This window comes from Burkholderia sp. HI2500 (assembly GCF_002223055.1).
In the GTDB taxonomy this organism is placed as follows: Bacteria; Pseudomonadota; Gammaproteobacteria; order Burkholderiales; family Burkholderiaceae; genus Burkholderia.
In genome coordinates this window covers 1,889,863-1,914,006 of record NZ_NKFL01000004.1, presented here as the reverse complement: position 1 = coordinate 1,914,006, position 24,144 = coordinate 1,889,863, and the positions used below count along the sequence as shown (strand labels likewise).

Annotated in this window: 17 protein-coding genes; 14 read left to right on the top strand and 3 right to left on the bottom strand. The window is 66.7% G+C overall.

Going from position 1 to position 24,144, the window contains the following annotated elements; all coding sequences use genetic code 11:
* Positions 1–78: 78 nt before the first annotated feature.
* The 4 genes from smc (at position 79) to def (ending at position 7,732) form a co-directional block, all read left to right on the top strand.
* Positions 79–3,591 (top strand): chromosome segregation protein SMC, encoded by a 3,513-nt coding sequence (gene smc / locus CFB45_RS11605; protein ID WP_089425945.1) that lies wholly within the window; start codon positions 79–81, stop codon positions 3,589–3,591.
* 85 nt (positions 3,592–3,676) lie between these two features.
* Entirely contained in the window at positions 3,677–4,960 is a 1,284-nt protein-coding gene (locus CFB45_RS11600) for a cell division protein ZipA C-terminal FtsZ-binding domain-containing protein (protein WP_089425693.1), read from the top strand.
* Between the two features lie 166 nt (positions 4,961–5,126).
* The gene (gene ligA, locus CFB45_RS11595; protein ID WP_089425692.1) at positions 5,127–7,202 is read left to right on the top strand and encodes an NAD-dependent DNA ligase LigA; all 2,076 of its coding nucleotides are present in this window, start codon (positions 5,127–5,129) and stop codon (positions 7,200–7,202) included.
* The gene (def, locus tag CFB45_RS11590) at positions 7,199–7,732 is read left to right on the top strand and encodes a peptide deformylase (protein WP_039342702.1); all 534 of its coding nucleotides are present in this window, start codon (positions 7,199–7,201) and stop codon (positions 7,730–7,732) included. The genes ligA and def overlap by 4 nt, the downstream gene beginning before the upstream one ends.
* Before the next feature lie 89 nt (positions 7,733–7,821).
* Here the strand turns inward: def and CFB45_RS11585 are convergent, their stop codons facing one another.
* Genes CFB45_RS11585 through map form a run of 3 tightly spaced genes read right to left on the bottom strand, consistent with a single transcriptional unit; the run spans position 7,822 to position 13,276 of the window.
* Complete coding sequence (locus CFB45_RS11585; protein ID WP_089425691.1) at positions 7,822–9,822, bottom strand: pseudouridine synthase; 2,001 nt, start codon at positions 9,820–9,822, stop codon at positions 7,822–7,824.
* A gap of 16 nt (positions 9,823–9,838) precedes the next feature.
* Complete coding sequence (locus tag CFB45_RS11580; RefSeq protein ID WP_089425690.1) at positions 9,839–12,415, bottom strand: [protein-PII] uridylyltransferase; 2,577 nt, start codon at positions 12,413–12,415, stop codon at positions 9,839–9,841.
* Between the two features lie 45 nt (positions 12,416–12,460).
* Positions 12,461–13,276, bottom strand: a complete 816-nt coding sequence (gene map / locus CFB45_RS11575; protein WP_089425689.1) for a type I methionyl aminopeptidase — start codon at positions 13,274–13,276, stop codon at positions 12,461–12,463.
* Positions 13,277–13,654: 378 nt separating this feature from the next.
* Here map and rpsB point away from each other — a divergent pair, with 378 nt between their 5' ends.
* From rpsB to CFB45_RS11520, 10 genes are all read left to right on the top strand, one after another.
* A complete protein-coding gene (gene rpsB, locus CFB45_RS11565; protein WP_011352461.1) occupies positions 13,655–14,395 on the top strand; it encodes a 30S ribosomal protein S2 in 741 nt (246 codons plus the stop codon).
* Between the two features lie 162 nt (positions 14,396–14,557).
* On the top strand, positions 14,558–15,439 hold the full coding sequence (gene tsf / locus CFB45_RS11560) for a translation elongation factor Ts (RefSeq protein WP_089425944.1): 882 nt from the start codon (positions 14,558–14,560) through the stop codon (positions 15,437–15,439).
* 163 nt (positions 15,440–15,602) lie between these two features.
* Positions 15,603–16,316 (top strand): UMP kinase, encoded by a 714-nt coding sequence (gene pyrH, locus CFB45_RS11555; protein WP_011352459.1) that lies wholly within the window; start codon positions 15,603–15,605, stop codon positions 16,314–16,316.
* A 91-nt stretch (positions 16,317–16,407) separates the two neighbouring features.
* Positions 16,408–16,968, top strand: a complete 561-nt coding sequence (gene frr / locus CFB45_RS11550) for a ribosome recycling factor (protein ID WP_039342717.1) — start codon at positions 16,408–16,410, stop codon at positions 16,966–16,968.
* A gap of 49 nt (positions 16,969–17,017) precedes the next feature.
* Positions 17,018–17,800 carry a polyprenyl diphosphate synthase gene (gene uppS, locus CFB45_RS11545; RefSeq protein WP_048248626.1) on the top strand — a complete coding sequence of 261 codons (783 nt, stop codon included), beginning with the start codon at positions 17,018–17,020 and terminating at the stop codon, positions 17,798–17,800.
* Entirely contained in the window at positions 17,794–18,615 is an 822-nt protein-coding gene (locus tag CFB45_RS11540) for a phosphatidate cytidylyltransferase (protein ID WP_089425688.1), read from the top strand. Before uppS ends, CFB45_RS11540 begins: the two co-directional genes overlap by 7 nt.
* Before the next feature lie 15 nt (positions 18,616–18,630).
* Positions 18,631–19,827, top strand: a complete 1,197-nt coding sequence (locus CFB45_RS11535; RefSeq protein ID WP_089425687.1) for a 1-deoxy-D-xylulose-5-phosphate reductoisomerase — start codon at positions 18,631–18,633, stop codon at positions 19,825–19,827.
* Between the two features lie 11 nt (positions 19,828–19,838).
* On the top strand, positions 19,839–21,209 hold the full coding sequence (gene rseP, locus CFB45_RS11530) for an RIP metalloprotease RseP (RefSeq protein WP_089425686.1): 1,371 nt from the start codon (positions 19,839–19,841) through the stop codon (positions 21,207–21,209).
* Positions 21,210–21,270: 61 nt separating this feature from the next.
* Positions 21,271–23,580: an outer membrane protein assembly factor BamA gene (gene bamA / locus CFB45_RS11525; RefSeq protein ID WP_089425685.1), complete on the top strand. Its 2,310-nt coding sequence runs from the start codon at positions 21,271–21,273 to the stop codon at positions 23,578–23,580.
* Between the two features lie 64 nt (positions 23,581–23,644).
* Entirely contained in the window at positions 23,645–24,142 is a 498-nt protein-coding gene (locus tag CFB45_RS11520; RefSeq protein WP_174972625.1) for an OmpH family outer membrane protein, read from the top strand.
* The last annotated feature ends 2 nt before the right edge of the window (positions 24,143–24,144 follow it).

Genomic DNA, 24,144 nt, shown 5'->3' with positions numbered 1-24,144 from the left:
GCATCGCGCGCATGGGCCGTCCGGCCTCGCGCAGTGCGGCTCCGTCCGTTTCACACCTTCTTCACATCCGATACCGCCGTGCGTCTGAGCTCGATCAAACTCGCTGGCTTCAAATCCTTTGTCGATCCCACGCATTTCCAGGTTCCGGGCCAGCTTGTCGGCGTGGTGGGCCCGAACGGGTGCGGCAAGTCCAACATCATCGATGCCGTGCGCTGGGTGCTCGGCGAGTCGCGCGCTTCCGAGCTGCGCGGCGAATCGATGCAGGACGTGATCTTCAACGGCTCGACCGCCCGCAAGCCCGGCAGCCGGGCCAGCGTCGAACTGATCTTCGACAACTCCGACGGCCGCGCGGCCGGCCAGTGGGGCCAGTACGGCGAGATCGCCGTGAAGCGCGTGCTGACGCGCGACGGCACGTCGAGTTACTACATCAACAACCTGCCGGCGCGCCGCCGCGACATCCAGGACATCTTCCTCGGCACCGGCCTCGGGCCGCGTGCGTACGCGATCATCGGGCAGGGCATGATCGCCCGGATCATCGAGGCGAAGCCGGAAGAGCTGCGCGTGTTCCTCGAGGAAGCCGCGGGCGTGTCGAAGTACAAGGAACGCCGCCGCGAGACCGAGAACCGCCTGCACGACACGCGCGAGAACCTGACCCGCGTCGAGGACATCGTCCGCGAGCTCGGCGCGAACCTCGAGAAGCTCGAGGCGCAGGCCGTCGTTGCCACCAAGTACAAGGAACTCGTCGCCGACGGCGAGGAGAAGCAGCGCCTGTTGTGGCTGCTGCGCAAGAACGAGGCCGCCGGCGAGCAGCAGAAGCAGCAGCGCGCGATCGAACAGGCGCAGATCGACCTCGAGGCGCAAACGGCGAAGCTGCGCGAGGTCGAGGCGCAGCTCGAGACGCTGCGCGTTGCGCATTACTCCGCAAGCGACGCGATGCAGGGCGCGCAGGGCTCGCTCTACGAAGCGAACGCCGAGGTGAGTCGCCTCGAAGCCGAGATCAAGTTCATCGTCGAATCGCGCAACCGCGTGCAGGCGCAGATCGCCGCACTGAATGCGCAGCGCGAGCAATGGCGCGCGCAGGCCGAGAAGGCGCAGGACGAGCTCGAGGAAGCCGAGGAAGCGCGCGCGATGGCCGACGAGAAGGCCGCGCTCGCCGAAGACAACGCCGCCGCGAAGCACGACGCGCTGCCGGCGCTCGAAGCGAAGTTCCGCGATGCGCAGGCGCAGCTCAACGACGAGCGCGCGCGGATCGCGCAGACCGAACAGTCGCTGAAGCTCGAAGCCGCGCACCAGCGCAACGCCGACCAGCAGCTCCAGCAGCTGCAGCAGCGCCATGAGCGCCTGAAGAGCGAAGCGGGCGGGCTCGACGCGCCGGACGAGGCTCAGCTCGAGGAGCTGCGCATGCAGCTCGCCGAGCAGGAAGAGATCCTGGCCGAAGCGCAGGCGCGCCTCGCCGACGCGCAGGAAACGGTGCCGCGCCTCGATGGCGAACGCCGTGCCGCGCAGGAGCGCGTGCAGGCCGAAGCCGCGCAGATCCACCAGCTCGAGGCGCGTCTCGCCGCGCTGAAGCAGCTGCAGGAAAATGTTCAGACCGAAGGCAAGGTGCAGCCGTGGCTCGACAAGCACGAGCTCGGCGCGCTGCCGCGTCTGTGGAAGAAGCTGCACGTCGAAGCCGGCTGGGAAGCGGCGCTCGAAGCGGTGCTGCGCGAGCGCCTCGCCGCGCTCGAAGTGTCGAATCTCGACTGGGTGAAGGCTTTTGCGACCGACGCACCGCCCGCGAAGCTCGCGTTCTATGCGCCGCCCGCGGCCGGCGAACCGCCGGCGGCCGTGGCCGGCCTGCGTCCGGTGCTGTCGCTCGTGCGCATCGACGATGCGGGCATCCGCGCGGTGCTGAACGACTGGCTCGGCAACGTGTACGTTGCCGACGACGTCGCGCAGGCGCTTGCGACGCGCACGCAGCTGCCGGCAGGCGGCGCGTTCGTCGTCAAGGCCGGCCATATCGTCACGCGCGTCGGCGTGCAGCTGTATGCGGCCGATTCGGAGCAGGCCGGGATGCTGGCCCGCCAGCAGGAAATCGAAAACCTGACGCGCCAGGTGCGTGCACAGGCGCTGCTCGCCGACGAGGCGCGCACGGCCGCTGTCCGCGCGGAAGCCACGCACACGCAGGCCACGCAGGCACTCGGCGACGTGCGCGCACAGGCAGAGCGTGCGACGCAGCGCGTGCATGCGTTGCAGATGGACGTGCTGAAGCTTGCGCAGGCGCACGAACGTTACACGCAGCGCAGCACGCAGATCCGCGAGGAACTCGAGGAAATCGGCGCGCAGATCGAAGAGCAGCGCGCGATGCGCGCGGAGTCGGAAGCGAATTTCGAGCGTTTCGACGGCGAACTGGCCGAACTGCAGGCGCGCTTCGAGGACAACCAGCTCGCATTCGAAGCGCTCGACGAATCGCTGACGCAGGCGCGTCAGGAAGCGCGTGACCTGGAGCGCGGCGCGAACGACGCGCGCTTCGCCGCACGCAATGCCGTGACGCGGATCGACGAGCTCAAGCGCAGCATCCAGGTTGCACACGAGCAGAGCGAGCGTGTCGCCGCGTCGCTCGAAGACGCACGCGCCGAGCTCGAGACGATCAACGAGCAGACCGCGCACACGGGCCTGCAGGACGCGCTCGAGATTCGCGCGGTGAAGGAAGAGGCGCTGCAGGCCGCGCGGATCGAACTCGATGACCTGACCGCGAAGCTGCGCGCGTCGGACGAGCAGCGACTCGTCGCCGAGCGCTCGCTGCAACCGTTGCGCGACCGCATCACCGAATTGCAGTTGAAGGAGCAGGCCGCGCGCCTGTCGGTCGAGCAGTTCGCCGAGCAACTGACGACGGCCGAGGTCGACGAGGAAGCGCTGCGCGAGAAGCTCACGCCGGATCTGAAGCCGTCGTACCTGCAGGGCGAGGTCACGCGCCTGAACAACGCGATCAACGCGCTCGGCCCGGTGAACATGGCCGCGCTCGACGAGCTGAAGGCCGCGAGCGAGCGCAAGGTGTTCCTCGATGCGCAGTCGGCCGACCTGATCGACGCGATCACGACGCTCGAGGACGCGATCCACAAGATCGACCAGGAAACCCGCACGCTGCTGCAGGGCACCTTCGACGAGGTTAACCGTCACTTCAGCGACCTGTTCCCGCGCCTGTTCGGCGGCGGCCAGGCGAAGCTGATCATGACGGGCGACGAAATCCTCGACGCCGGCGTGCAGGTGATGGCGCAGCCGCCGGGCAAGAAGAACGCGACGATCCACCTGCTGTCGGGCGGCGAGAAGGCGCTGACCGCGACTGCACTGGTGTTCGCGATGTTCCAGCTGAACCCGGCGCCGTTCTGTCTGCTCGACGAGGTCGACGCGCCGCTCGACGACGCGAACACCGAGCGTTTCGCGAATCTCGTGCGCGCGATGTCCGACAAGACGCAGTTCCTGTTCATCTCGCACAACAAGATCGCGATGGAAATGGCGCAGCAGCTGATCGGCGTGACGATGCAGGAGCAGGGCGTGTCGCGGATCGTTGCGGTGGACATGGAAACCGCCGCGGGTTTTGCCCAGAATTGACGTTTGACGAAACCGGACCGCGTTCGCGCGGCGCATGGGCGCCCGTTCGCGGTTCCGACGAACAAGAATTGCTGATGGAGCGTGCATGGACGAGTTGACACTCGGTTTGATCGGCGCGGGCGCCGTCGTGGTGGGCGGCGTCGTGGTCTACAACGCATGGCAGGGCGCGAAGGTGCGGCGCAGGATGCCGCGCCCGATGCCGGAGGAAGCGGCCGAGGCGATGAACCGCCCCGAACGCGAGGAAGAATTGCCGTTCATCGAGCCGGTGCGCCAGCCGGTGCGGCGCGAGCCCGCGGCACCGGCCCCGGCGGCCGCCACGGGCGGCACGCCGGCCGAAGTCGCGCGCGTCGAGCCGACGTTCGGTGGAGCGGCACCTGCCGACACGCCGGCCGATCTGCAGGCCGAGGCGACCGGTGTCGATGCACCGGCCGAATCGGTCGAGCCGGTTGCCGGCGAAGCAGCCGCACCGGCTTCCGCGCACGACACGCACGCTGAACCGGCGGAGCCGGCCGAACCGGTGCTGCCGGCCGCTACGACCATTTCGTCGGCTCCGCCGGCGATCGTCGACCGCCGGATCGACTGCATCGTGCCGATCCGCCTCGGCGGGTCGCTGCCGGGCGACAAGATCCTGCCGGCCGCGCAGCGGCTGCGCCGCGCGGGCAGCAAGCCCGTGCACATCGAAGGCAAGCCGGAAGGCGGCCAGTGGGAGTTGCTGCAGAACGGCGTGCGCTACGAGGAACTGCGCGCGGCCGCGCAGCTCGCGAACCGCAGCGGTGCGCTGAACGAGCTCGAATTCTCGGAATTCGTGACGGGCGTCCAGCAGTTCGCCGACGCGATCGACGGCGCGCCGGAATTCCCGGACATGATGGAAACGGTCGCGATGGCGCGCGAGCTCGACGCGTTTGCCGCGCAGTGCGACGCGCAGCTGTCGATCAACGTGATGTCGGACGGCGCGCCGTGGTCGGCGAACTACGTGCAGGCGGTCGCGTCGCAGGACGGGCTGCTGCTGTCGCGCGACGGCACGCGTTTCGTGAAGCTCGACGCGAAGCAGAACCCCGTGTTCATGCTGCAGTTCGGCGACACGAACTTCCTGCGCGACGACCTCACGTACAAGGGCGGCAACATGATCACGCTGGTGCTCGACGTGCCGGTCGCCGAAGAGGACATCCTGCCGTTCCGGCTGATGTGCGACTACGCGAAATCGCTGTCCGAGCGGATCGGCGCGCGGGTCGTCGACGATTCGCGGCGGCCGCTGCCGGAATCGACGCTGGTCGCGATCGATCAGCAACTGATGAAGCTGTACGCGAAGCTCGAGGAAGCCGGCATCCCGGCCGGTTCGCCGGTCACGCGCCGCCTCTTCAGCCAGTAACGCGCGCCCGGCGGGCGGCGGCTTCCGGCGCCGTCGCCCGTCGCTGCCATGCACCGTGCTTGTGTGCACTGCAGCGGGCCCGCGCGGCACGCATCGCGTGCCCCCGCTGCGGCGTCAAACTGAGATAATCGGAATTCCGATTTTTCAGAACGACTCTGCCGCCAGCATGGCCCGAACCCAAGCCGAACCGCCAGCCAGCCAGCCCGACGCGCGCGCCGCGTGGCTGCGCGATCAACTCGAGCGGGCGAACTACGCCTATTACGTGCTCGACCAGCCGGATCTGCCCGACGCCGAATACGACCGGCTGTTCCGCGAACTGCAGCAGCTCGAAGCCGACCATCCGGAACTCGTGACGCCCGATTCGCCGACGCAGCGTGTCGGCGGCGAGGCGGCCGGCGGTTTCACGCCGGTCGTGCATGACGCGCCGATGCTGTCGCTGAACAACGGTTTCGCCGACGAGGACATTGTCGCATTCGACAAGCGTGTCGCCGACGCGCTCGACAAGACGACCGATCTCGCCGGCTCGGTGACGGAGCCCGTCGAGTACGCATGCGAACTGAAGTTCGACGGTCTCGCGATCTCGCTGCGCTACGAGCAGGGCGTATTCGTCCAGGCGTCCACGCGCGGCGACGGGACGACAGGCGAGGACGTGACCGAGAACGTGCGCACGATCCGCTCGATTCCGCTGAAGCTGAAGGGCAAGAACGTGCCGGCCGTGCTCGACGTGCGCGGCGAGGTGCTGATGTTCAAGCGCGATTTCGCACGCCTGAATGAACGCCAGCGCGCGGCCGACCAGCGCGAATTCGCGAACCCGCGCAACGCGGCGGCCGGCAGCCTGCGCCAGCTCGACTCGAAGATCACCGCGCAGCGCCCGCTGTCGTTCTTCGCGTACGGGATCGGCGTGCTCGACGGGATGCCGATGCCCGATACGCACAGCGCGCTGCTCGACTGGTACGAGTCGCTCGGCCTGCCCGTGAACCGCGAGCGCGCGGTGGTGCACGGCGCCGAAGGCTTGCTCGACTTCTTCCGCAAGGTCGGCGAGAAGCGCGAGTCGCTGCCGTACGACATCGACGGCGTCGTCTACAAGGTCAACCGGCGCGACGAACAGGAGCGCCTCGGCTTCGTGTCGCGCGCGCCGCGCTTCGCGCTCGCGCACAAGTTCCCCGCTCAGGAAGCGCTGACCAGGCTCGTCGCGATCGACGTGCAGGTCGGCCGCACCGGCGCGATCACGCCGGTCGCGCGCCTCGAGCCCGTATTCGTCGGCGGCGCGACCGTGACGAACGCAACGCTGCACAACGAGGACGAGGTGCGCCGCAAGGACATCCGGATCGGCGATACCGTGATCGTGCGCCGCGCGGGCGACGTGATCCCCGAGGTGGTCGGCGCGCTGCTCGACCGGCGCCCGGCCGATGCGGCCGAGTTCGTGATGCCGACCGAATGCCCGGTGTGCGGCTCGAAGATCGAGCGCCTACCGGACGAGGCGATCGCGCGCTGCACGGGCGGCCTGTTCTGCCCGGCGCAGCGCAAGCAGGCGCTGTGGCATTTCGCGCAGCGCCGCGCGCTCGACATCGACGGGCTCGGCGAGAAGATCATCGACCAGCTCGTCGAGCTGAATCTCGTGCGCACGCCGGCCGATCTGTTCAATCTCGGCTTTGCGACGCTCGCCGAGCTCGACCGGTTCGCCGAGAAGTCGGCGCAGAATCTGCTCGACTCGCTCGAGAAGGCGAAGCACACGACGCTCGCGCGCTTCATCTACGGGCTCGGCATCCGTCACGTGGGCGAATCGACCGCGAAGGATCTCGCGAAGCATTTCGGCTCGCTGACCCCGATCATGGACGCGTCGATCGAAGAACTGCTCGAAGTCAATGACGTCGGGCCGATCGTCGCCGAGTCGCTCCATCAGTTCTTCGCGGAAGAGCACAACCGGACCGTGATCGAGCAGTTGCGCGCGCCGGGCAAGGTGACGTGGCCGGAAGGGCCGCCCGCGCCGAAGGCGCCGCAGGGCGTGCTGGCCGGCAAGACGGTCGTGCTGACGGGCACGCTGCCGACGCTCACGCGCGATGCCGCGAAGGAAATGCTCGAAGCGGCGGGCGCGAAAGTGGCCGGTTCGGTATCGAAGAAGACGGATTACGTGGTCGCGGGCGCCGAAGCCGGCAGCAAGCTCGCGAAGGCCGAGGAACTCGGCATCCCCGTGCTGGACGAAGACGGCCTGCACCAACTCCTGGAGGGTAATACGCCATGATTCGCGAGATCCTGAAGATGGGCGATCCGCGCCTGCTCGAAGTCGCCAAGCCGGTCGAGCGGTTCGATACACCCGAACTGCACGAGATCGTCGCGGACATGTTCGAGACGATGCACCATGCGAACGGCGCCGGCCTGGCTGCACCGCAGATCGGCATCGGGCTGCAGATCATCATCTTCGGCTTCGGCAACAACAACCGTTACCCGGACGCGCCCCCGGTGCCCGAGACCGTGCTGATCAACCCGAAGATCGAGTACCTGCCGCCGGACATGGAAGAGGGCTGGGAAGGCTGCCTGTCGGTGCCGGGCATGCGCGGCGTCGTCAGCCGCTACGCGAAAGTGCGCTACAGCGGCTTCGACCAGTACGGCGAGAAGATCGACCGCGTGGCCGACGGTTTTCACGCACGCGTCGTCCAGCACGAATACGACCACCTGATCGGCAAGCTGTATCCGATGCGGATCACCGACTTCACGCGCTTCGGCTTCACGGAAGTGCTGTTCCCGGGGCTCGATCCGGCTTCCGACGATTGATTGGCCGGCTTTGCCGGCTTCTCGCAGACAAGAAAAAGCCCGCTTGCGCGGGATTTTTCGTTGCGTCGCGCACGTGTATGCGCCCGCGATCAGAACGTCTCGTCGGCCGACAGATAGCGCCATTGACCCTGCGGCAGGGCGCCGAGCATCACGCGGCCCATCCGGACGCGCTTCAGGCCGATCACGTCGAGGCCCACCAGCTCGCACATGCGACGGATCTGGCGCTTCTTGCCTTCGCGCAACACGAAGCGCAACTGCTCGCCGTTCTGCCAGCTCACCATCGCGGGCTTCAGCGCGACGCCGTCGAGCTCGAGGCCGTGGCGCAGCTTCGCGAGCGATTCCGCGGGGAAGTGCTGGTCGATGTCGATGAGCCGTTCGCCGAAGCGCACGCGCACCAGGTACTCCTTGTCGATGTCCGACTGCTCGCCGATCAGCTGCTTCGCGATCACGCCGTTTTGCGTCAGCACGAGCAGGCCGGTCGAATCGATGTCCAGGCGGCCGGCCGGTGCGAGGGCGTGCAGATGCTGCGGCGAGAAGCGCACCGGCGAATGGTCGCCGCTCCAGCGGTTCGCGCGCGTGATCAGCACGGCCGCGGGCTCGTAGCCGTCTTCCGCCTGGCCGGACACGTAGCCGACCGGCTTGTGCAGCAGGATCGTCACTTGCGCGGCCTGCGCGGCGCTCGCGCGTTCGTCGATCTCGATCTTCTGGTCCGCGCGGACCTTGGTGCCGAGCGTGTCGATGCGTTCGCCGTCGACGAGCACCCAGCCCTTTTCGATCCATTCGTCGGCTTCGCGGCGCGAGCACATGCCGAGCTCGGACATCCGTTTCGACAGGCGCATCAGGCCCGATTCGTCGCCGTAGTCAACGTCGGCGGCGGCGCGCTTGACCGGTTGCGCGGTCTTGACCGCACCGAACGAGCGGCGCTCGCCGTCGCGTGCGGGGCGGGCCGGGCGGTCGCCGAAGCTGCGCTTCGCACCTTCGCCGGCAGGCTTGTCGCGATACGACGGGCGCTTGCCGTCGTCAGCGCCTGCGCGGCGCGGGCGGGCATCGTCATCACGGCGCGGCGGGCGATCGGACGACGTGCGGCGGTCGCCAAAGCTGCGCTTCGCGCCTTCGCCGGCTGCCTTGTCGCGATACGGTGCGCGTGCGTTGCCTTCACTGGAACCTGCGCGACGCGGACGTGCATCGTCATCACGGCGCGGCGGGCGATCGGACGACGTGCGGCGGTCGCCGAAGCTGCGCTTCGCACCTTCGCCGGATGCGTTGTCGCGATACGACGGGCGCTTGCCGTCTTCAGCGCCTGCGCGGCGCGGGCGGGCGTCGTCATCGCGGCGGGGCGGGCGATCCGACGACGTGCGACGGTCGCCGAAGCTGCGCTTCGCGCCTTCACCGCCTGCGTTGTCGCGATAAGGCGTGCGTGCGCCGCCTTCGCCCCCTGCACGACGCGGCCGTGCGTCGTCATCGCGGCGGGGCGGACGATCCGACGGCGTACGACGGTCACCGAAGCTGCGTTTTACACCCTCACCGCCTGCGTTGTCGCGATACGGAGCGCGTGCGCCGCCTTCGCCACCTGCACGACGCGGCCGCGCATCGTCGTCGCGGCGCGGCGGACGATCCGACGACGTGCGGCGGTCGCCGAAGCTGCGCTTCGCGCCTTCACCGCCCGCGTTGTCGCGATACGGCGCGCGTGCACCGCCTTCGCCACCTGCACGACTCGGCCGCGCGTCGTCATCACGCCGCGGCGGACGGTCCGACGACGTACGGCGGTCGCCGAAGCTGCGCTTCGCGCCTTCCCCGGCCGCGTTGTCGCGATAAGGGGCGCGCGTGCCGCGTTCCGCACCGCCGTCACGCGGTGCACGCTTGGCCGGTGCGCGATCGGCGCCGGGGCGCTCGGCGCCCGCGGCAGCGCGCGGCTTGAACGTGCGTTCGCCGGCGCCGGCCGGGGGCGCCTTCTTCGGGCGGGCCGGCTTGTCCCCGGCGGGAGGCGTGGCGGGACGCACCGCCTTGCGGGCGACGAGGCTGCCGGAGCGGACAGGGGCGCGGGTCGGCGACGCCGGCTTCGGATTCTTGACGGTTAATTTGGTGCGCATAAACGCTGGAATTCATTCAGACTGCGATCGCACGCAGCAATTCGGTTTCGAGCTGGATCTGCAGGCGGTTGTCGGACAGGCCGGCACCCGCGAGCAGGAAAATGTCCTCGACGCGTTCGCCGAGCGTATTGATCCGCGCCGCGTGGACGCCGATCCGATGCTCGGCGAGTACGCGCGCGATCGAATAGAGAAGGCCCGGCCGGTCGTTGGCCGACACGGACAGGATGTAGTACTGGCCGCGCTCGTCGGCCCGCAGGTCGACGCGCGGCGTGATCGGAAACGTCCGGGACAGCCTCGACAGGCGGCCCTTGGACGGCTCCGGCAGCGGGGCGGTTTCGGTGAGCCGCGACGCGAGTTGCTGCTCGACGAGATTCGCGATGTCGCGATACCGCACGTCACTTTCGGTCTGCGTGACGATGAAGTTGTCGAGCGCATAGCCGTGCCGCGTCGTGCTGACCCGTGCGTCGAGCACCGACAGCCCGTTGCGGTCGAAATACGCGCAGATGCCCGCGAACAGGTCCGGACGATCCTTCACGTACACGAGCACCTGCAGCGCGTCGCCGATCGGCGACGGCCGCGCGCGGACGATCGCGGTTTCGGCATTCACGTGCCGGTACAGCACGCGTGTCTGCCACGCGATGTCGGCCGCGTCGTGACGCAGGAAGAAGCCGACATCGAGCTGGTCCCACAGCGCGCGATGCGCGTCGTCGGGCACGGTCTCAAGACGCAGTAGCGCGAGCGCCTGCTCCTGCCGCGACTTCAGCTCCGAATGCGCGTCGGGATTGGCCCCGCCGAGCACCGCGAGCGTGATGCGGTACAGGTCCTCGAGCAGCTTGCCCTTCCACGTGTTCCACACCTTCGGGCTCGTGCCGCGGATATCGGCGACGGTCAGCAGGTACAGCGCGGTGAGGTACCGCTCGTTGCCGACGACTTCGGCGAAGCGCTTGATGACTTCGGGGTCGCTCGTGTCCTGCTTCTGCGCGACCTGGCTCATCGTCAGGTGATGCTGGACGAGCCACACGATCAGCGCCGCATCGTCGCCGGCGATGCCGTGCTCGCGGCAGAAGCGCCGCGCATCGGCCATCCCGAGCGTCGAGTGATCGCCGCCGCGGCCCTTCGCGATGTCGTGGAACAGCGCCGCGACATACAGCACCCACGGGCGCTCGAAGTTGCCGATCAGCTGGCTGCAGAACGGATATTCGTGCGCGTGCTCGGCCACCGCGAAGCGGCGGATGTTGCGCAACACCATCAGGATGTGCTGGTCGACCGTGTACACGTGGTACAGGTCGTGCTGCATCTGGCCGACGATGCGGCGGAAGTTCAGCAGGTAGCGGCCGAGCACGCTCGTCTGGTTCATCAACCGGAACGCGTGCGTGATCCCTTCGGGTTGCTGAAGGATCCGCATGAATGTGTCGCGGTTCTGCGGATCGCGGCGCCACGTGTTGTTCATGATCTCGCGCGAGTTGTACAGCGCGCGCAACGTGCGGGCGGACAGGCCCTTCACGCCACGGGTCGTCTCGTACAGCAGGAACGCTTCGAGGATCGCGTCGGGGTGGCGTTCGAACACGCCGTCGTCGACGATCTCGAGCATGCCCTGCTTCTCGACGAAGCGGTCGGGCGACAGCACGCGCGTGATGCCGCTCGTCGCGGGGAACAGCTGCGCCTCGATGTTCTGGATCAGGATCGTCGCGAGCTGCGTGACGGCTTTCGCGGCCCAGTAATAGCGGCGCATCAGCTGTTCGCTCGCGCGCTTGGCCTGCGTCGCCTGATAGCCGAAGCTCTCGGCGGCCTGCGTCTGCAGGTCGAACACGAGCATGTCCTGGCGGCGGCCGGCGATCACGTGCAGCCGCGCGCGCAGCGTCTTCAGGAAACCTTCGTTGCGGCGCAGCTCGCGCGCCTCGCGATCGGAGATGAGACCACGCGTGTCGAGCTCGCGCCAGCTGCTGCCGAAACCGGCCGCGCGCGCGATCCACAGGATCGTCTGCAGGTCGCGCAAGCCGCCGGGGCTTTCCTTCACGTTCGGCTCGAGGCTGTACGGCGTGTCCTGGAACTTCGCGTGGCGCTGGCGCATCTCGAGCACCTTCGCGGTGAAGAACGCGCGGGCGTCGAGCGCCTCGTGGTAGCGCACCGTGAAGCGTTCGAACAGCGCGGTGCTGCCGACGATGCGGCGCGCTTCCAGCAGCGAGGTCTGCACCGTGACGTCCTGCGACGCCTCCTCGATGCACTGCGCGACCGTGCGCACGCTGCTGCCGATCTCGAGGCCGAGATCCCACGCCATGCCGATGAAGCGCTCGATGCGCGCGTCGAGTGCCGGATCGTGCGCATCGGGCAGCAGCACGAGGATGTCGACGTCGGAATAGGGCGCGAGCTCGCCGCGCCCGTAGCCGCCGACGGCGACGAGCGCGAGCGTCGCGGGCAGCCCGCAGTCGTCCCACACGCGCTTCAGCGCTTCGTCGGTGAGTTTCGACAGCGCGTGCATCAGCGAAGCGACGTTCGCCGCGCGGCGAAAGCGCTCGAGCATCTCCGCCTTGGCGGCCTTGAATTCGGCGCGCCGCGACAGCGCTTCGGGCGAGGGGGCAGCGTGAGCGCTCATGGGCGGCCGTTCAGGTGCGGGTGGGGCGGGCTGGCGCGACGGCGCTCAGACGGCGGCGGCTGGTTGTGAGAATACCGGGCGCGCCGGCGTGCCGGCCGATACGGTCAGCACTTCGTAGCCGGTTTCGGTGACGAGCACCGTGTGCTCCCACTGCGCCGACAGGCTGCGGTCGCGCGTCTTGACCGTCCACTGGTCGGGCATCGTGCGGATGTCACGCTTGCCGGCGTTGATCATCGGCTCGATCGTGAAGATCATCCCGGCCTTCAGTTCGATGCCGGTGCCCGGGCGGCCATAGTGGACGACCTGCGGATCTTCGTGGAACACCGTGCCGATGCCGTGGCCGCAGTATTCGCGCACGACGCTGTAGCCCTGCGCTTCCGCGTGCTTCTGGATCGCGTAGCCGATGTCGCCGAGGTGCGCGCCCGGCTTGACCTGGTCGATGCCGAGCCACATGCATTCGTAGGTGGTCTGCACGAGGCGCTTCGCGAGGATCGAACCCTCGCCGACGATGAACATGCGGCTCGTGTCGCCGAAGTAGCCGTTCTTGATCACGGTGATGTCGATGTTCAGCGCATCGCCGTTCTTGATCACCTTCTCGCCGGGAATGCCGTGGCAGATCACGTCGTTGACCGAAATGCAGGTGGCCTTCGGGTACGGCGGGTAGCCGGGCGGCTGGTAGTTCAGCGGCGCCGGGATCGTGCCCTGTTCGTTGAGCATGAACTCGTGGCAGAGGCGGTCGAGTTCGGCGGTCGTCACGCCCGCGACGACGTGCGGCGTGATGAAGTCGAGCACTTCGCTCGCGAGACGGCAGGCGACGCGCATCTCGGCGATATCGTGTTCGTTTTTGAGCGTAATAGCCATCGAGGTATGCCTGGAATGCGGTGAATTGACGGATTATCGCACCTTCTGGCAGGCCTCGCAGCCCCTGCCGGCGGTGCGGATCCGGGTTTTCGCGGATTGTCCGGCCGGCTGCCGCGCGGCAGGCGAAAGTGGTGAGCGACTTGAGGGCGGACAAATCGGCGTGCTATACTCTTTGGCTAAGTCGATATCCAATTGCCGAGCTTGCCCCATGTTGGGGCGGCATCGCGGATGGAAGGCTTGCGGCACGGGCGTTTGCACGTGTCGAATCGCAAGCCGGCGCAACCAGGGTGCCGGCCGCGCGGAATTCGCGCCCTTCGGGGTGGGATCGCGCGGCGGTACGGCGGCCGGCTTAAGACCCAACCCTCGTGGAGAATTTACATGGCAGTTACGATGCGCCAAATGCTGGAAGCGGGTGTCCACTTCGGTCACCAGACGCGCTTCTGGAACCCGAAGATGGCTCCGTTCATTTTCGGTCACCGCAACAAGATTCACATCATCAACCTCGAAAAGACGCTGCCGATGTTCACGGACGCGCAGAAGTACGTGCGCCAGCTGGCAGCGAACCGCGGCACGATCCTGTTCGTCGGCACGAAGCGTCAATCGCGTGACACGATCGCCCAGGAAGCGCAGCGCGCAGGCATGCCGTACGTCAATGCACGCTGGCTCGGCGGCATGATGACCAACTTCAAGACGCTGAAGGTATCGATCAAGCGCCTGAAGGACATGGAAGCGGCCGTCGAATCGGGCGAAACCGAGAAGATGAGCAAGAAGGAAGCGCTGCTGTTCGAACGCGAAATCGCCAAGCTGCAAAAGTCGATCGGCGGCGTGAAGGACATGGGCGGCATTCCGGACGCGATCTTCGTCGTCGACGTCGGCTACCACAAGATTGCTGTCACCGAAGCGAACAAGCTGGGCGTGCCGGTCATCGCCGTGGTCGATACGAACCACTCGCCGGAAGGTGTGGATTACGTGATCCCGGGTAACGACGACTCGAGCAAGGCAGTCGCGCTGTACGCTGAAGGCGTGGCCGATGCGATCCTCGAAGGCCGTGCGAACGCGGTCAACGAAGTGGTCCAGGCCGCACGCGGCGACGACGAGTACGTCGAGGAAAACGCGTAACTGGCCCCGAGCCGGCGCAAAAAGGGGGCTCTCAACAGGCCCCCTTTTTTTAAGCTTGTGCGCCGGACCTGATCGCGCCGAATCGGCGCGGGTCCGGAAACGAATCTCGGCCGTTCGCGTCCAAGCGGGCGGCGTTGTGAATACAGACTCAAGGAGCGAATGATGGCGGCAATTACCGCAAGCATGGTGGCAGAACTGCGCGCAAAGACCGACGCACCGATGATGGAGTGCAAGAAGGCGCTGACGGAAGCCGACGGCGATCTGGCCAAGGCTGAAGAGCTGCTGCGCGTCAAGCTCGGCAACAAGGCGAGCAAGGCGGCATCGCGCGTGACGGCAGAAGGCGTCGTCGCCTCGTTCGTCGGCGGCAACGCGGGCTCGCTGGTCGAACTGAACTGCGAAACCGACTTCGTCGCGAAGAACGACGACTTCCTCGCATTCTCGAAGACGGTTGCAGAACTCGTCGCGACGCAAAACCCGGCTGACGTGGCTGCGCTGTCGGCGCTGCCGCTCGAAGGCTCGACGGTCGACGCAGTGCGTCTGGCGCTGGTCGGCAAGATCGGCGAGAACGTCTCGATCCGCCGTTTCGTCCGTTTCGAAACCGCAAACAAGATCGCAACGTACCTGCACGGCGCGCGTATCGGCGTGATCGTCGAGTACACGGGCGCGGACGAGCAGGTCGGCAAGGACGTCGCGATGCACATCGCGGCAATGAAGCCGGTCGCGCTGTCGTCGGCTGACGTGCCGGCGGAACTGATCGAGACGGAACGCCGCGTGGCCGAGCAGAAGGCTGCGGAATCGGGCAAGCCGGCTGAAATCGTCGCGAAGATGGTCGACGGTAGCGTCCAGAAGTACCTGAAGGAAGTGTCGCTGCTGAACCAGACGTTCGTGAAGAACGATAAGCAGACGATCGAGCAGATGCTGAAGGCAGCGGATGCCGCAGTGCAGAAGTTCGCACTGTTCGTCGTCGGCGAAGGCATCGAGAAGCGCCAGGACGACTTCGCCGCCGAAGTGGCCGCGCAAGTCGCAGCAGCAAAGCAGCAGTAAGCCGTAAGCAGTCAGGCAGTATCCGCGGCGGGCGTCCGCTCCGCCGCGGTCGGCGCCGCCGCCGGCCGGCCGGGAAACCCGGTCCGACCGTCGGCGCTTGCCCGAATCAGTATTTCGCCCCTACAGTTCGTGGTTGTCATCCTCTCGTCGCTCGGAAGCCCCTATGTCCAATGCCTATAAACGCGTCCTCCTCAAACTCTCCGGCGAAGCGCTGATGGGCGACGATGCCTTCGGCATCAATCGCGCGACGATCGAACGGATGGTGGCCGATATCGCCGAAGTCGTGCGTCTCGGTACGCAGCTCGCGGTCGTGATCGGTGGCGGTAATATTTTCCGCGGTGTCGCGGGTGGCGCGGCCGGCATGGATCGCGCGACGGCAGACTACATGGGGATGCTCGCGACGATGATGAACGCGCTGGCGCTGCAGGACGCGATGCGCCACGCCGGCATCGAGGCGCGTGTGCAGTCCGCGCTGCGGATGGACCAGGTCGTCGAGCCGTACATCCGGCCCCGCGCGATCCGCCAGCTCGAGGAAGGCCGCGTCGTGATCTTCGCGGCCGGTACGGGCAACCCGTTCTTCACGACGGACACGGCCGCCGCGCTGCGCGGTTCGGAAGTGGGCGCCGAGGTCGTATTGAAGGCGACCAAGGTCGATGGCGTATATTCTGCCGATCCGAAGAAGGATCCGTCGGCCACGCGTTACACGACGATCACTTTCGACGAGGCGATCAGCCGCAACCTGCAGGTGATGGACGCGACGGCCTTTGCGCTGTGCCGCGACCAGAAGCTGCCGATTCGCGTGTTTTCGATCAACAAGCCGGGCGCGCTCAAGCGCATCGTGCTGGGCGAGGACGAAGGTACGCTCGTCCACGTGTAAACTCCCGCGGATGCGGGTCATCGGCCGCGGCGCACCCGATGCGCCGGGCAGGGCCCGTGTTCTTTGAAGGTTAGAAGGTTCGGAGGTTGAAATGAGTGTCGCTGATACCAAGAAGGGCGTCGAGCAAAAGATGCAGCGCTCGATCGAAGCGTTCAAGAACGATCTGGCAAAGATCCGTACGGGCCGTGCACACACCGGTCTGCTCGATCACGTGCAGGTCGACTACTACGGCTCGATGGTGCCGATCTCGCAGGTCGCCAACCTGACGCTCGTCGATGCACGCACGATCGGCGTGCAGCCGTGGGAAAAGAACATGGTCGCTAAGGTCGAGAAGGCCATTCGCGAAGCCGACCTGGGCCTGAACCCGGCCACCGCCGGCGACCTGATCCGCGTGCCGATGCCCGCGCTGACGGAAGAGCGCCGCCGCGAGCTGACCAAGGTCGTCAAGAGCGAAGGCGAAACGGCCAAGGTCGCGATCCGCAACCTGCGCCGCGACGCGAACGAAGCGCTCAAGAAGCTCGTGAAGGACAAGGAAATCTCGGAAGACGACGAGCGCCGCGCGAGCGACGACGTGCAGAAGCTGACCGACAAGCACGTTGCCGAAATCGACAAGCTCGTGCAGAGCAAGGAAGCCGAGATCATGACGGTCTGACGACCGTCCTCGCGCGCCGCCTTCTTCCCGCATTACTGTCTCAACGGCCATGACCTATACCAGCTCTACCGTTCGCGTGCCTGACGTCGGCGTCGTGCCGCGTCACATCGCGATCATCATGGACGGCAACGGCCGTTGGGCGACCGAACGCCGCTTGCCGCGCGTCGCGGGGCACACCCGCGGCGTCGATGCCGTGCGGGCGGTGGTCGAAGGCTGCGCGCGCGCCGGCGTCGAATATCTGACGCTGTTCGCGTTCAGTTCGGAGAACTGGCGCCGTCCGAACGACGAAGTGTCGTTCCTGATGCGCCTCTTCATCACCGCGCTCGAGCGCGAGGTCGGCAAGCTTCACGCGAACGGGATCCGCCTGCGTGTCGTCGGCGATCTCGACCGCTTCGAGCCGCGCATCCGCGAGCTGATTCGCCGCGCCGAAACCAAGACGGCGCGCAATACCCGTCTTACGCTCACCATCGCGGCCAACTACGGCGGCCGGTGGGACATCCTGCAGGCGACGAAGAAGCTCGTCGAGCAGGCCGTGCGCGAGGGTCGCGAGGTCGAAGTGACCGAGGACGCGTTCGCGCCGCACCTGGCGATGGCCTATGCGCCGGAGCCCGATCTCTTCATCCGTACCGGTGGCGAGCAGCGCGTCAGCAACTTCCTGCTGTGGCAACTCGCGTACGCCGAATTCTATTTCACCGACAAATACTGGCCGGATTTCGACGGCGCGGCGCTGGCCGACGCCATCGCGTCGTATACGGAGCGCGAACGCCGTTTCGGCCGCACGAGCGCACAGCTCGAACCGCAATCGCAGAACGCCGACTCCCTTTCATGCTGAAAACCCGTGTGATCACGGCGATCGTGATGCTGGCGGTCCTGCTGCCGGTGACGCTGTTCGCGCCGCTCACCGCGTTCGGCGCGCTGATCGGCGTCGTGCTCGTGTTTGCCGCGTGGGAATGGGCGCGCCTGCTCAAGCTCGGCGGCGCCGGCCCGGTCGTCTATGCAGTCGTCGCGGCCCTGGCGCTCGCGGCAACGGCGCCGCTCGGCGTCGATGCGGCTTCGTCCCGTCCCCTTTTCATGGCAGCCGGCGTGTTCTGGCTGCTGGTCGGCCCGTTCACGCTGCGGCGCAAGCCCCAGCTCGCGGGCGGCGTTTGGCGGCCGTTCCTGCTGGCAGCCGGCCTCGTGGTCTTTGCGGCCTGCTGGCATGCGCTCGTCGCGGCGCGTGCGCAGGGCGTGCCGTTCGTGCTGTCGCTGCTTCTGGTCGTCTGGCTCGCCGATATCGGCGCATACTTCGCGGGCAAGGCCTTCGGAAAGCGTAAACTGGCCATCACGATCAGCCCCGGCAAGAGCTGGGAGGGCGCGATCGGCGGCTGGCTCGCCGTGATGGTCGTCGCCGGTGTCGCGATGGCCGTGCATGCGTTCGAGCCGACCCTGTTTTCCGCGTTCGCCGTGCGCTACGGGATGCCCGGCGCGTGGGCCGCACTGACGCTGCTGGTCGCGTACAGCGTGATCGGCGACCTGTTCGAGTCGTTGCTGAAGCGGCAGGCGGGCGTGAAGGATTCGAGCGGACTGCTGCCAGGCCATGGCGGCGTGCTCGACCGTGTCGACGCGCTGCTGCCGGTGCTGCCGCTCGCGATGCTGCTGCTTGGTTAAACCACTCATTCTTTTATGCAAAAACGTCTGACATTGCTCGGTTCCACGGGCTCGATCGGAGACAGCACGCTCGACGTGGTCGCGCGCCATCCCGAGCGCTTCTCGGTCTATGCGCTGACCGCACACCGCAACGGCGACAAGCTGGTCGAGCAATGCCTGCGCTTCGCGCCCGAAGTGGCGGTGGTCGGCGATGCCGAGACGGCCGCGCACGTCGACGCGAAACTGCGCGCGGCGGGCAGCAAGACGACCGTGCTGCACGGGCCGCAGGCGCTCGTCGACGTGTCGAAGAGCGATGGCTGCGACACGGTGGTCGCGGCGATCGTCGGTGCGGCCGGCATGGCGCCGAGCCTCGCGGCCGCGCGCGCCGGCAAGCGCATCCTGCTCGCGAACAAGGAAGCGCTGGTGATGTCGGGCGCGATCTTCATGGACGCCGTGCGCGACCATGGCGCGATCCTGCTGCCGGTCGACAGCGAACACAACGCGATCTTCCAGTGCATGCCGCGCGACGCGGCCGAGCATGGCGGGATCTCGAAGATCATCCTGACCGCGTCGGGCGGCCCGTTCCGCACGCGCGAACCGGCCACGCTCGTCGATGTGACGCCGGACGAGGCGTGCAAGCACCCGAACTGGGTGATGGGCCGCAAGATCTCGGTCGATTCCGCGACGATGATGAACAAGGGCCTCGAGGTGATCGAGGCGCACTGGATCTTCGGGCTGCCGGGCGAGCGCATCGACGTGCTGATCCACCCGCAGAGCGTGATCCATTCGCTCGTGTCGTATCGCGACGGCTCGGTGCTCGCGCAGCTCGGCAACCCCGACATGCGCACGCCGATCGCGCACGCGCTCGCGTTCCCCGAGCGTGTCGATGCGGGCGTCGAACAACTCGATCTCGCGCAAATTGCCCAGCTGTCGTTCGAGAAGCCCGATTACGCGCGCTTCCCGTGCCTCGCGCTCGCGCTGAAGGCGCTTGAGGAAGGCGGCATCGCGAGCGCCGCATTGAACGCGGCGAACGAAGTCGCGGTCGAAGCGTTTCTCGAGCGCCGCATCGGCTTCATGGCGATTGCGGCGACGGTCGACGCCGTGCTCAACACGCTGCCGAACCGTACGCCCGACGGGCTCGAGGACGTCCTGGCGGCGGATGCCGAGGCACGCCGCCTCGCCGCCGAGATCATTGCGAAAGCGCCTGCGCCACGCGTGGAGCGTACTGTCTGAATGGGGTGCTCATGAACGTGCTGGTCGAACTGATCGCGTTTGCGGTGGCGATCGGGGTGCTGGTCGTCGTGCATGAGTACGGACACTATCGCGTCGCGCGCTGGTGCGGCGTGAAGGTGCTGCGTTTCTCGATCGGCTTCGGCCAGCCCGTCGCGCGCTGGGTCAGCCGCAGGACGGGCACCGAGTGGACGCTGTCGGCACTGCCGCTCGGCGGCTACGTGAAGATGCTCGACGAGCGTGATCCCGGCCCCGGCATCGCGCCCGAGGAGCTCGGCCAGGCGTTCAACCGGCAGTCCGTCTACAAGCGCATCGCGATCGTTGCAGCCGGGCCGATTGCCAACTTCCTGTTGGCAATCGTGCTGTTTTCCGTCGTATTCGCCACCGGCGTAACCGAGCCGGCCGCGATCGTCGCACCGCCGGCCGCCGGCACGGTGGCGGCGCGCGCGGGCTTCGACGGCAGCGAGAAGATCGTGTCGATCCGCAACGCGCAGGGCGGCGAGGCCGAGCCGGTGCGGTCGTGGTCGGACCTGCGCTGGAAGCTGCTGGCCGCTGCATTCGATCACCGCGAGATCGTGCTCGGCGCACGCGACGGCAACACGACGTTCGATTTCCGCGTCGACCTCCGCCATGTTCCCGAAAGTCAGCTCGACGACGATTTCATGGCCCATCTGGGCTTCGAGACCGGCGGCGGCACGCTGTCGGTCGCGTCGGTGCAGCCCGGCAGCGCGGCGGAGCAGGCCGGCCTGAAGTCCGGCGACAAGCTGGTCGCGCTCGACGGCAAGCCGATCGGCGGCGCGTCACGCTTCATCGATTTCGTGAAACACCATGCGGGCAAGCCGCTCGAGCTGCAGATCGAGCGCGACGGCGCCGCGCAGACGGTGTCGATCGTGCCGCAGATGCAGCGCGACGACGAGTCGGGGCAGCAGGTCGGCCGGATCGGCGCGGCGCTGTCGATGCATGCGCCGTCCGTCGACGTGCGATATGGGCCGATCGAAAGCCTGCAGCTCGGCGCGCACCGTACGTGGGACATCTCCGTGTATTCGCTGAAGATGTTCGGGCGCATGATCACGGGCAACGCGTCGCTGAAGAACCTGTCCGGCCCGGTGACGATCGCCGACTACGCGGGCAAGAGTGCGCGGCTCGGTCCGTCGGCGTTCCTGTCGTTCCTCGCCCTTGTCAGCATTAGCCTTGGCGTCCTGAACTTGTTGCCGATTCCCGTTTTGGACGGGGGGCATCTGTTATATTATGCGGTTGAAGCCGCGACCGGGAAAGCCGTCTCGGAGCGCTGGCAGCTGATTCTGCAAAGAGCCGGGTTGATCTGCATCGTCGCATTGTCGGCGATCGCGCTGTTCAACGATCTGGCTCGGTTAATCCATTTCTGAAGCGTCAGGCGGCCGCCGCTGGGTAGCCGCCTGATTTGATGCAGCTAAATATTGGGGATGCATGTTGTTCAAACCTCATCGCTTTGTACCTAAGACAGTTGCAGCGGCCGCGCTCGCCGCGCACGGCCTCGCGGCCCATGCAGCGGCACCGTTCGTGGTGCAAGACATCAAGATCGAGGGGCTGCAGCGCGTCGAAGCGGGTTCGGTGTTCGCCTACCTGCCGATCAAGCAGGGCGATACCTTCACGGACGACAAGGCATCCGAAGCAATCCGCGCGCTGTACGCGACGGGCTTCTTCAACGACGTACGCATCGCCACGCAGGGCAACGTCGTGATCGTGCAGGTGCAGGAGCGTCCGGCCATCGCGTCGATCGACTTCACCGGCACGAAGGAGTTCGACAAGGACAACCTGACGAAGGCGCTGCGCGCAGTCGGCCTCGCCGACGGCCGCTACTACGACAAGGCGCTCGTCGACAAGGCGGAGCAGGAACTCAAGCGCCAGTACCTCACGCGCGGCTTCTACGCGGCCGAGGTCAAGACGACGGTCACGCCGGTCGACGCGAACCGCGTGTCGATCCTGTTCGCGGTGGCCGAAGGTCCGAGTGCGAAGATCCGCCAGATCAACTTCATCGGCAACAAGGCATTCAGCACCAGCACGCTGCGCGACGAAATGCAGCTGTCGACGCCGAACTGGTTCTCCTGGTACACGAAGAACGACCTGTACTCGAAGGAAAAGCTCACCGGCGACCTCGAGGCGGTGCGCTCGTACTACCTGAACCGCGGCTATCTCGAGTTCAACATCGATTCGACCCAGGTGTCGATCTCGCCCGACAAGAAGGACATGTACCTGACGGTCACGCTGCACGAAGGCGAGCCGTACACGGTGTCGGGCATCAAGCTGTCGGGCAACCTGCTCGATCGCGAAGCCGAACTCAACAAGCTGATCAAGATCAAGCCGGGCGATCGCTTCTCGGCCGAAAAGCTGCAACAGACCACCAAGTCGATCGTCGACAAGCTCGGTGAGTACGGCTACGCATTCGCGACCGTCAACGCGCAGCCGGACATCGACCAGGCGAACCACAAGGTGAACCTGAACCTCGTCGTCGATCCGAGCCGCCGCGTGTACGTGCGCCGCATCAACGTCGTCGGCAACACGCGCACGCGCGACGAAGTGGTGCGCCGCGAAATGCGCCAGCTCGAAAGCTCGTGGTTCGATTCGAACCGCCTCGCGCTGTCGAAGGATCGCGTGAACCGTCTCGGCTACTTCACCAACGTCGACGTGACGACGCTGCCGGTCGAAGGCACGAACGACCAGGTCGACGTGAACGTGAAGGTCGACGAAAAGCCGACCGGCGCGATCACGCTGGGCGCCGGCTTCTCGTCGACGGACAAGGTCGTGCTGTCGGCGGGCGTGTCGCAGGACAACGTGTTCGGTTCGGGTACCAGCCTGTCGGTGAACGTCAACACCGCGAAGAGCTACCGTACGCTGACCGTCACGCAGGTCGACCCGTACTTCACGGTCGACGGCATCAAGCGGATCACGGACGTCTACTACCGCACGTACCAGCCGCTCTACTATTCGACGAGCTCGAGCTTCCGGATCATCAGTGCGGGCGGCAACCTGAAGTTCGGCATCCCGTTCTCGGAAGTCGACACGGTCTACTTCGGCGCGGGCTTCGAGCAGAACCGTCTCTCCGTCGATTCGAACACGCCGCAGAGCTACCAGGCTTACGTGAACGAGTTCGGCCGCGTGTCGAACACGGTGCCGCTGACGGTCGCGTGGTCGCGCGACGCGCGTGACAGCGCGCTGATTCCGAGCCGCGGCTACTTCACGCAGGCGAACATGGAGTACGGCGTGCCGGTCGGCAAGATCCAGTACTACAAGGCCGACCTGCAGGCCCAGTACTACTATTCGTTCTCGCGCGGCTTCATCCTGGGCCTGAACCTGCAGGGCGGCTACGGTAACGGTATCGGCAACCCGTACCCGATCTTCAAGAACTACTACGCGGGCGGTATCGGCTCCGTGCGTGGCTACGAGCCGAGCTCGCTGGGCCCGCGCGACACGAAGACGAACGACCCGATCGGCGGTTCGAAGATGGTCGTCGGCAACATCGAGCTGACGTTCCCGCTGCCGGGCACGGGCTACGACCGCACGCTGCGCGTGTTCACGTTCCTCGACGGCGGTAACGTGTGGGGCAACGCGCCGGGCGGCACGAGTACGGGCGCCAACGGCCTGCGTTACGGCTACGGTGTGGGTCTCGCGTGGATCTCGCCGATCGGCCCGCTGAAGCTGAGCCTCGGGTTCCCGCTGCAGAAGCATGAAGGCGACCAGTACCAGAAATTCCAGTTCCAGATCGGGACGGCGTTCTGACCGAACGCATGACAACAGCAACGAGAGGGTAATTTTGCTAACCGGTAAGTTTTCGAAACGAGTGATGTGCGCGCTGACCGTTGCGCTGGCCTTGGGCGCGGCAACGGTGCACGCACAGGACGTCGCCCGCATCGCGGCGGTCAATTCGGATCGGATCCTGCGCGAGTCGGTGCCCGCGAAGGCGGCGCAGACGAAGCTCGAAGCCGAGTTCGCGAAGCGCGACAAGGATCTGCAGGATCTGGCGGCGCGCCTGAAGTCGATGTCCGATTCGCTGGACAAGAACGGCGCGTCGCTGTCGGCGGGCGACCGCGCGCAGAAGCAGCGCGATCTCGCCCAGCTCGATACCGACTTCCAGCGCAAGCAGCGCGAGTTCCGCGAAGACCTGAACCAGCGCCGCAACGAGGAGCTGGCGGCCGTGCTCGAGCGGGCGAACAAGGTCATCAAGCAGATCGCCGAGCAGCAGAATTACGACCTGATCGTGCAGGAAGCCGTGTACGTCAGCCCGCGCATCGACATCACCGACAAGGTGCTCAAGGCGCTCGCGTCCGGCTCGACGAACTGAAC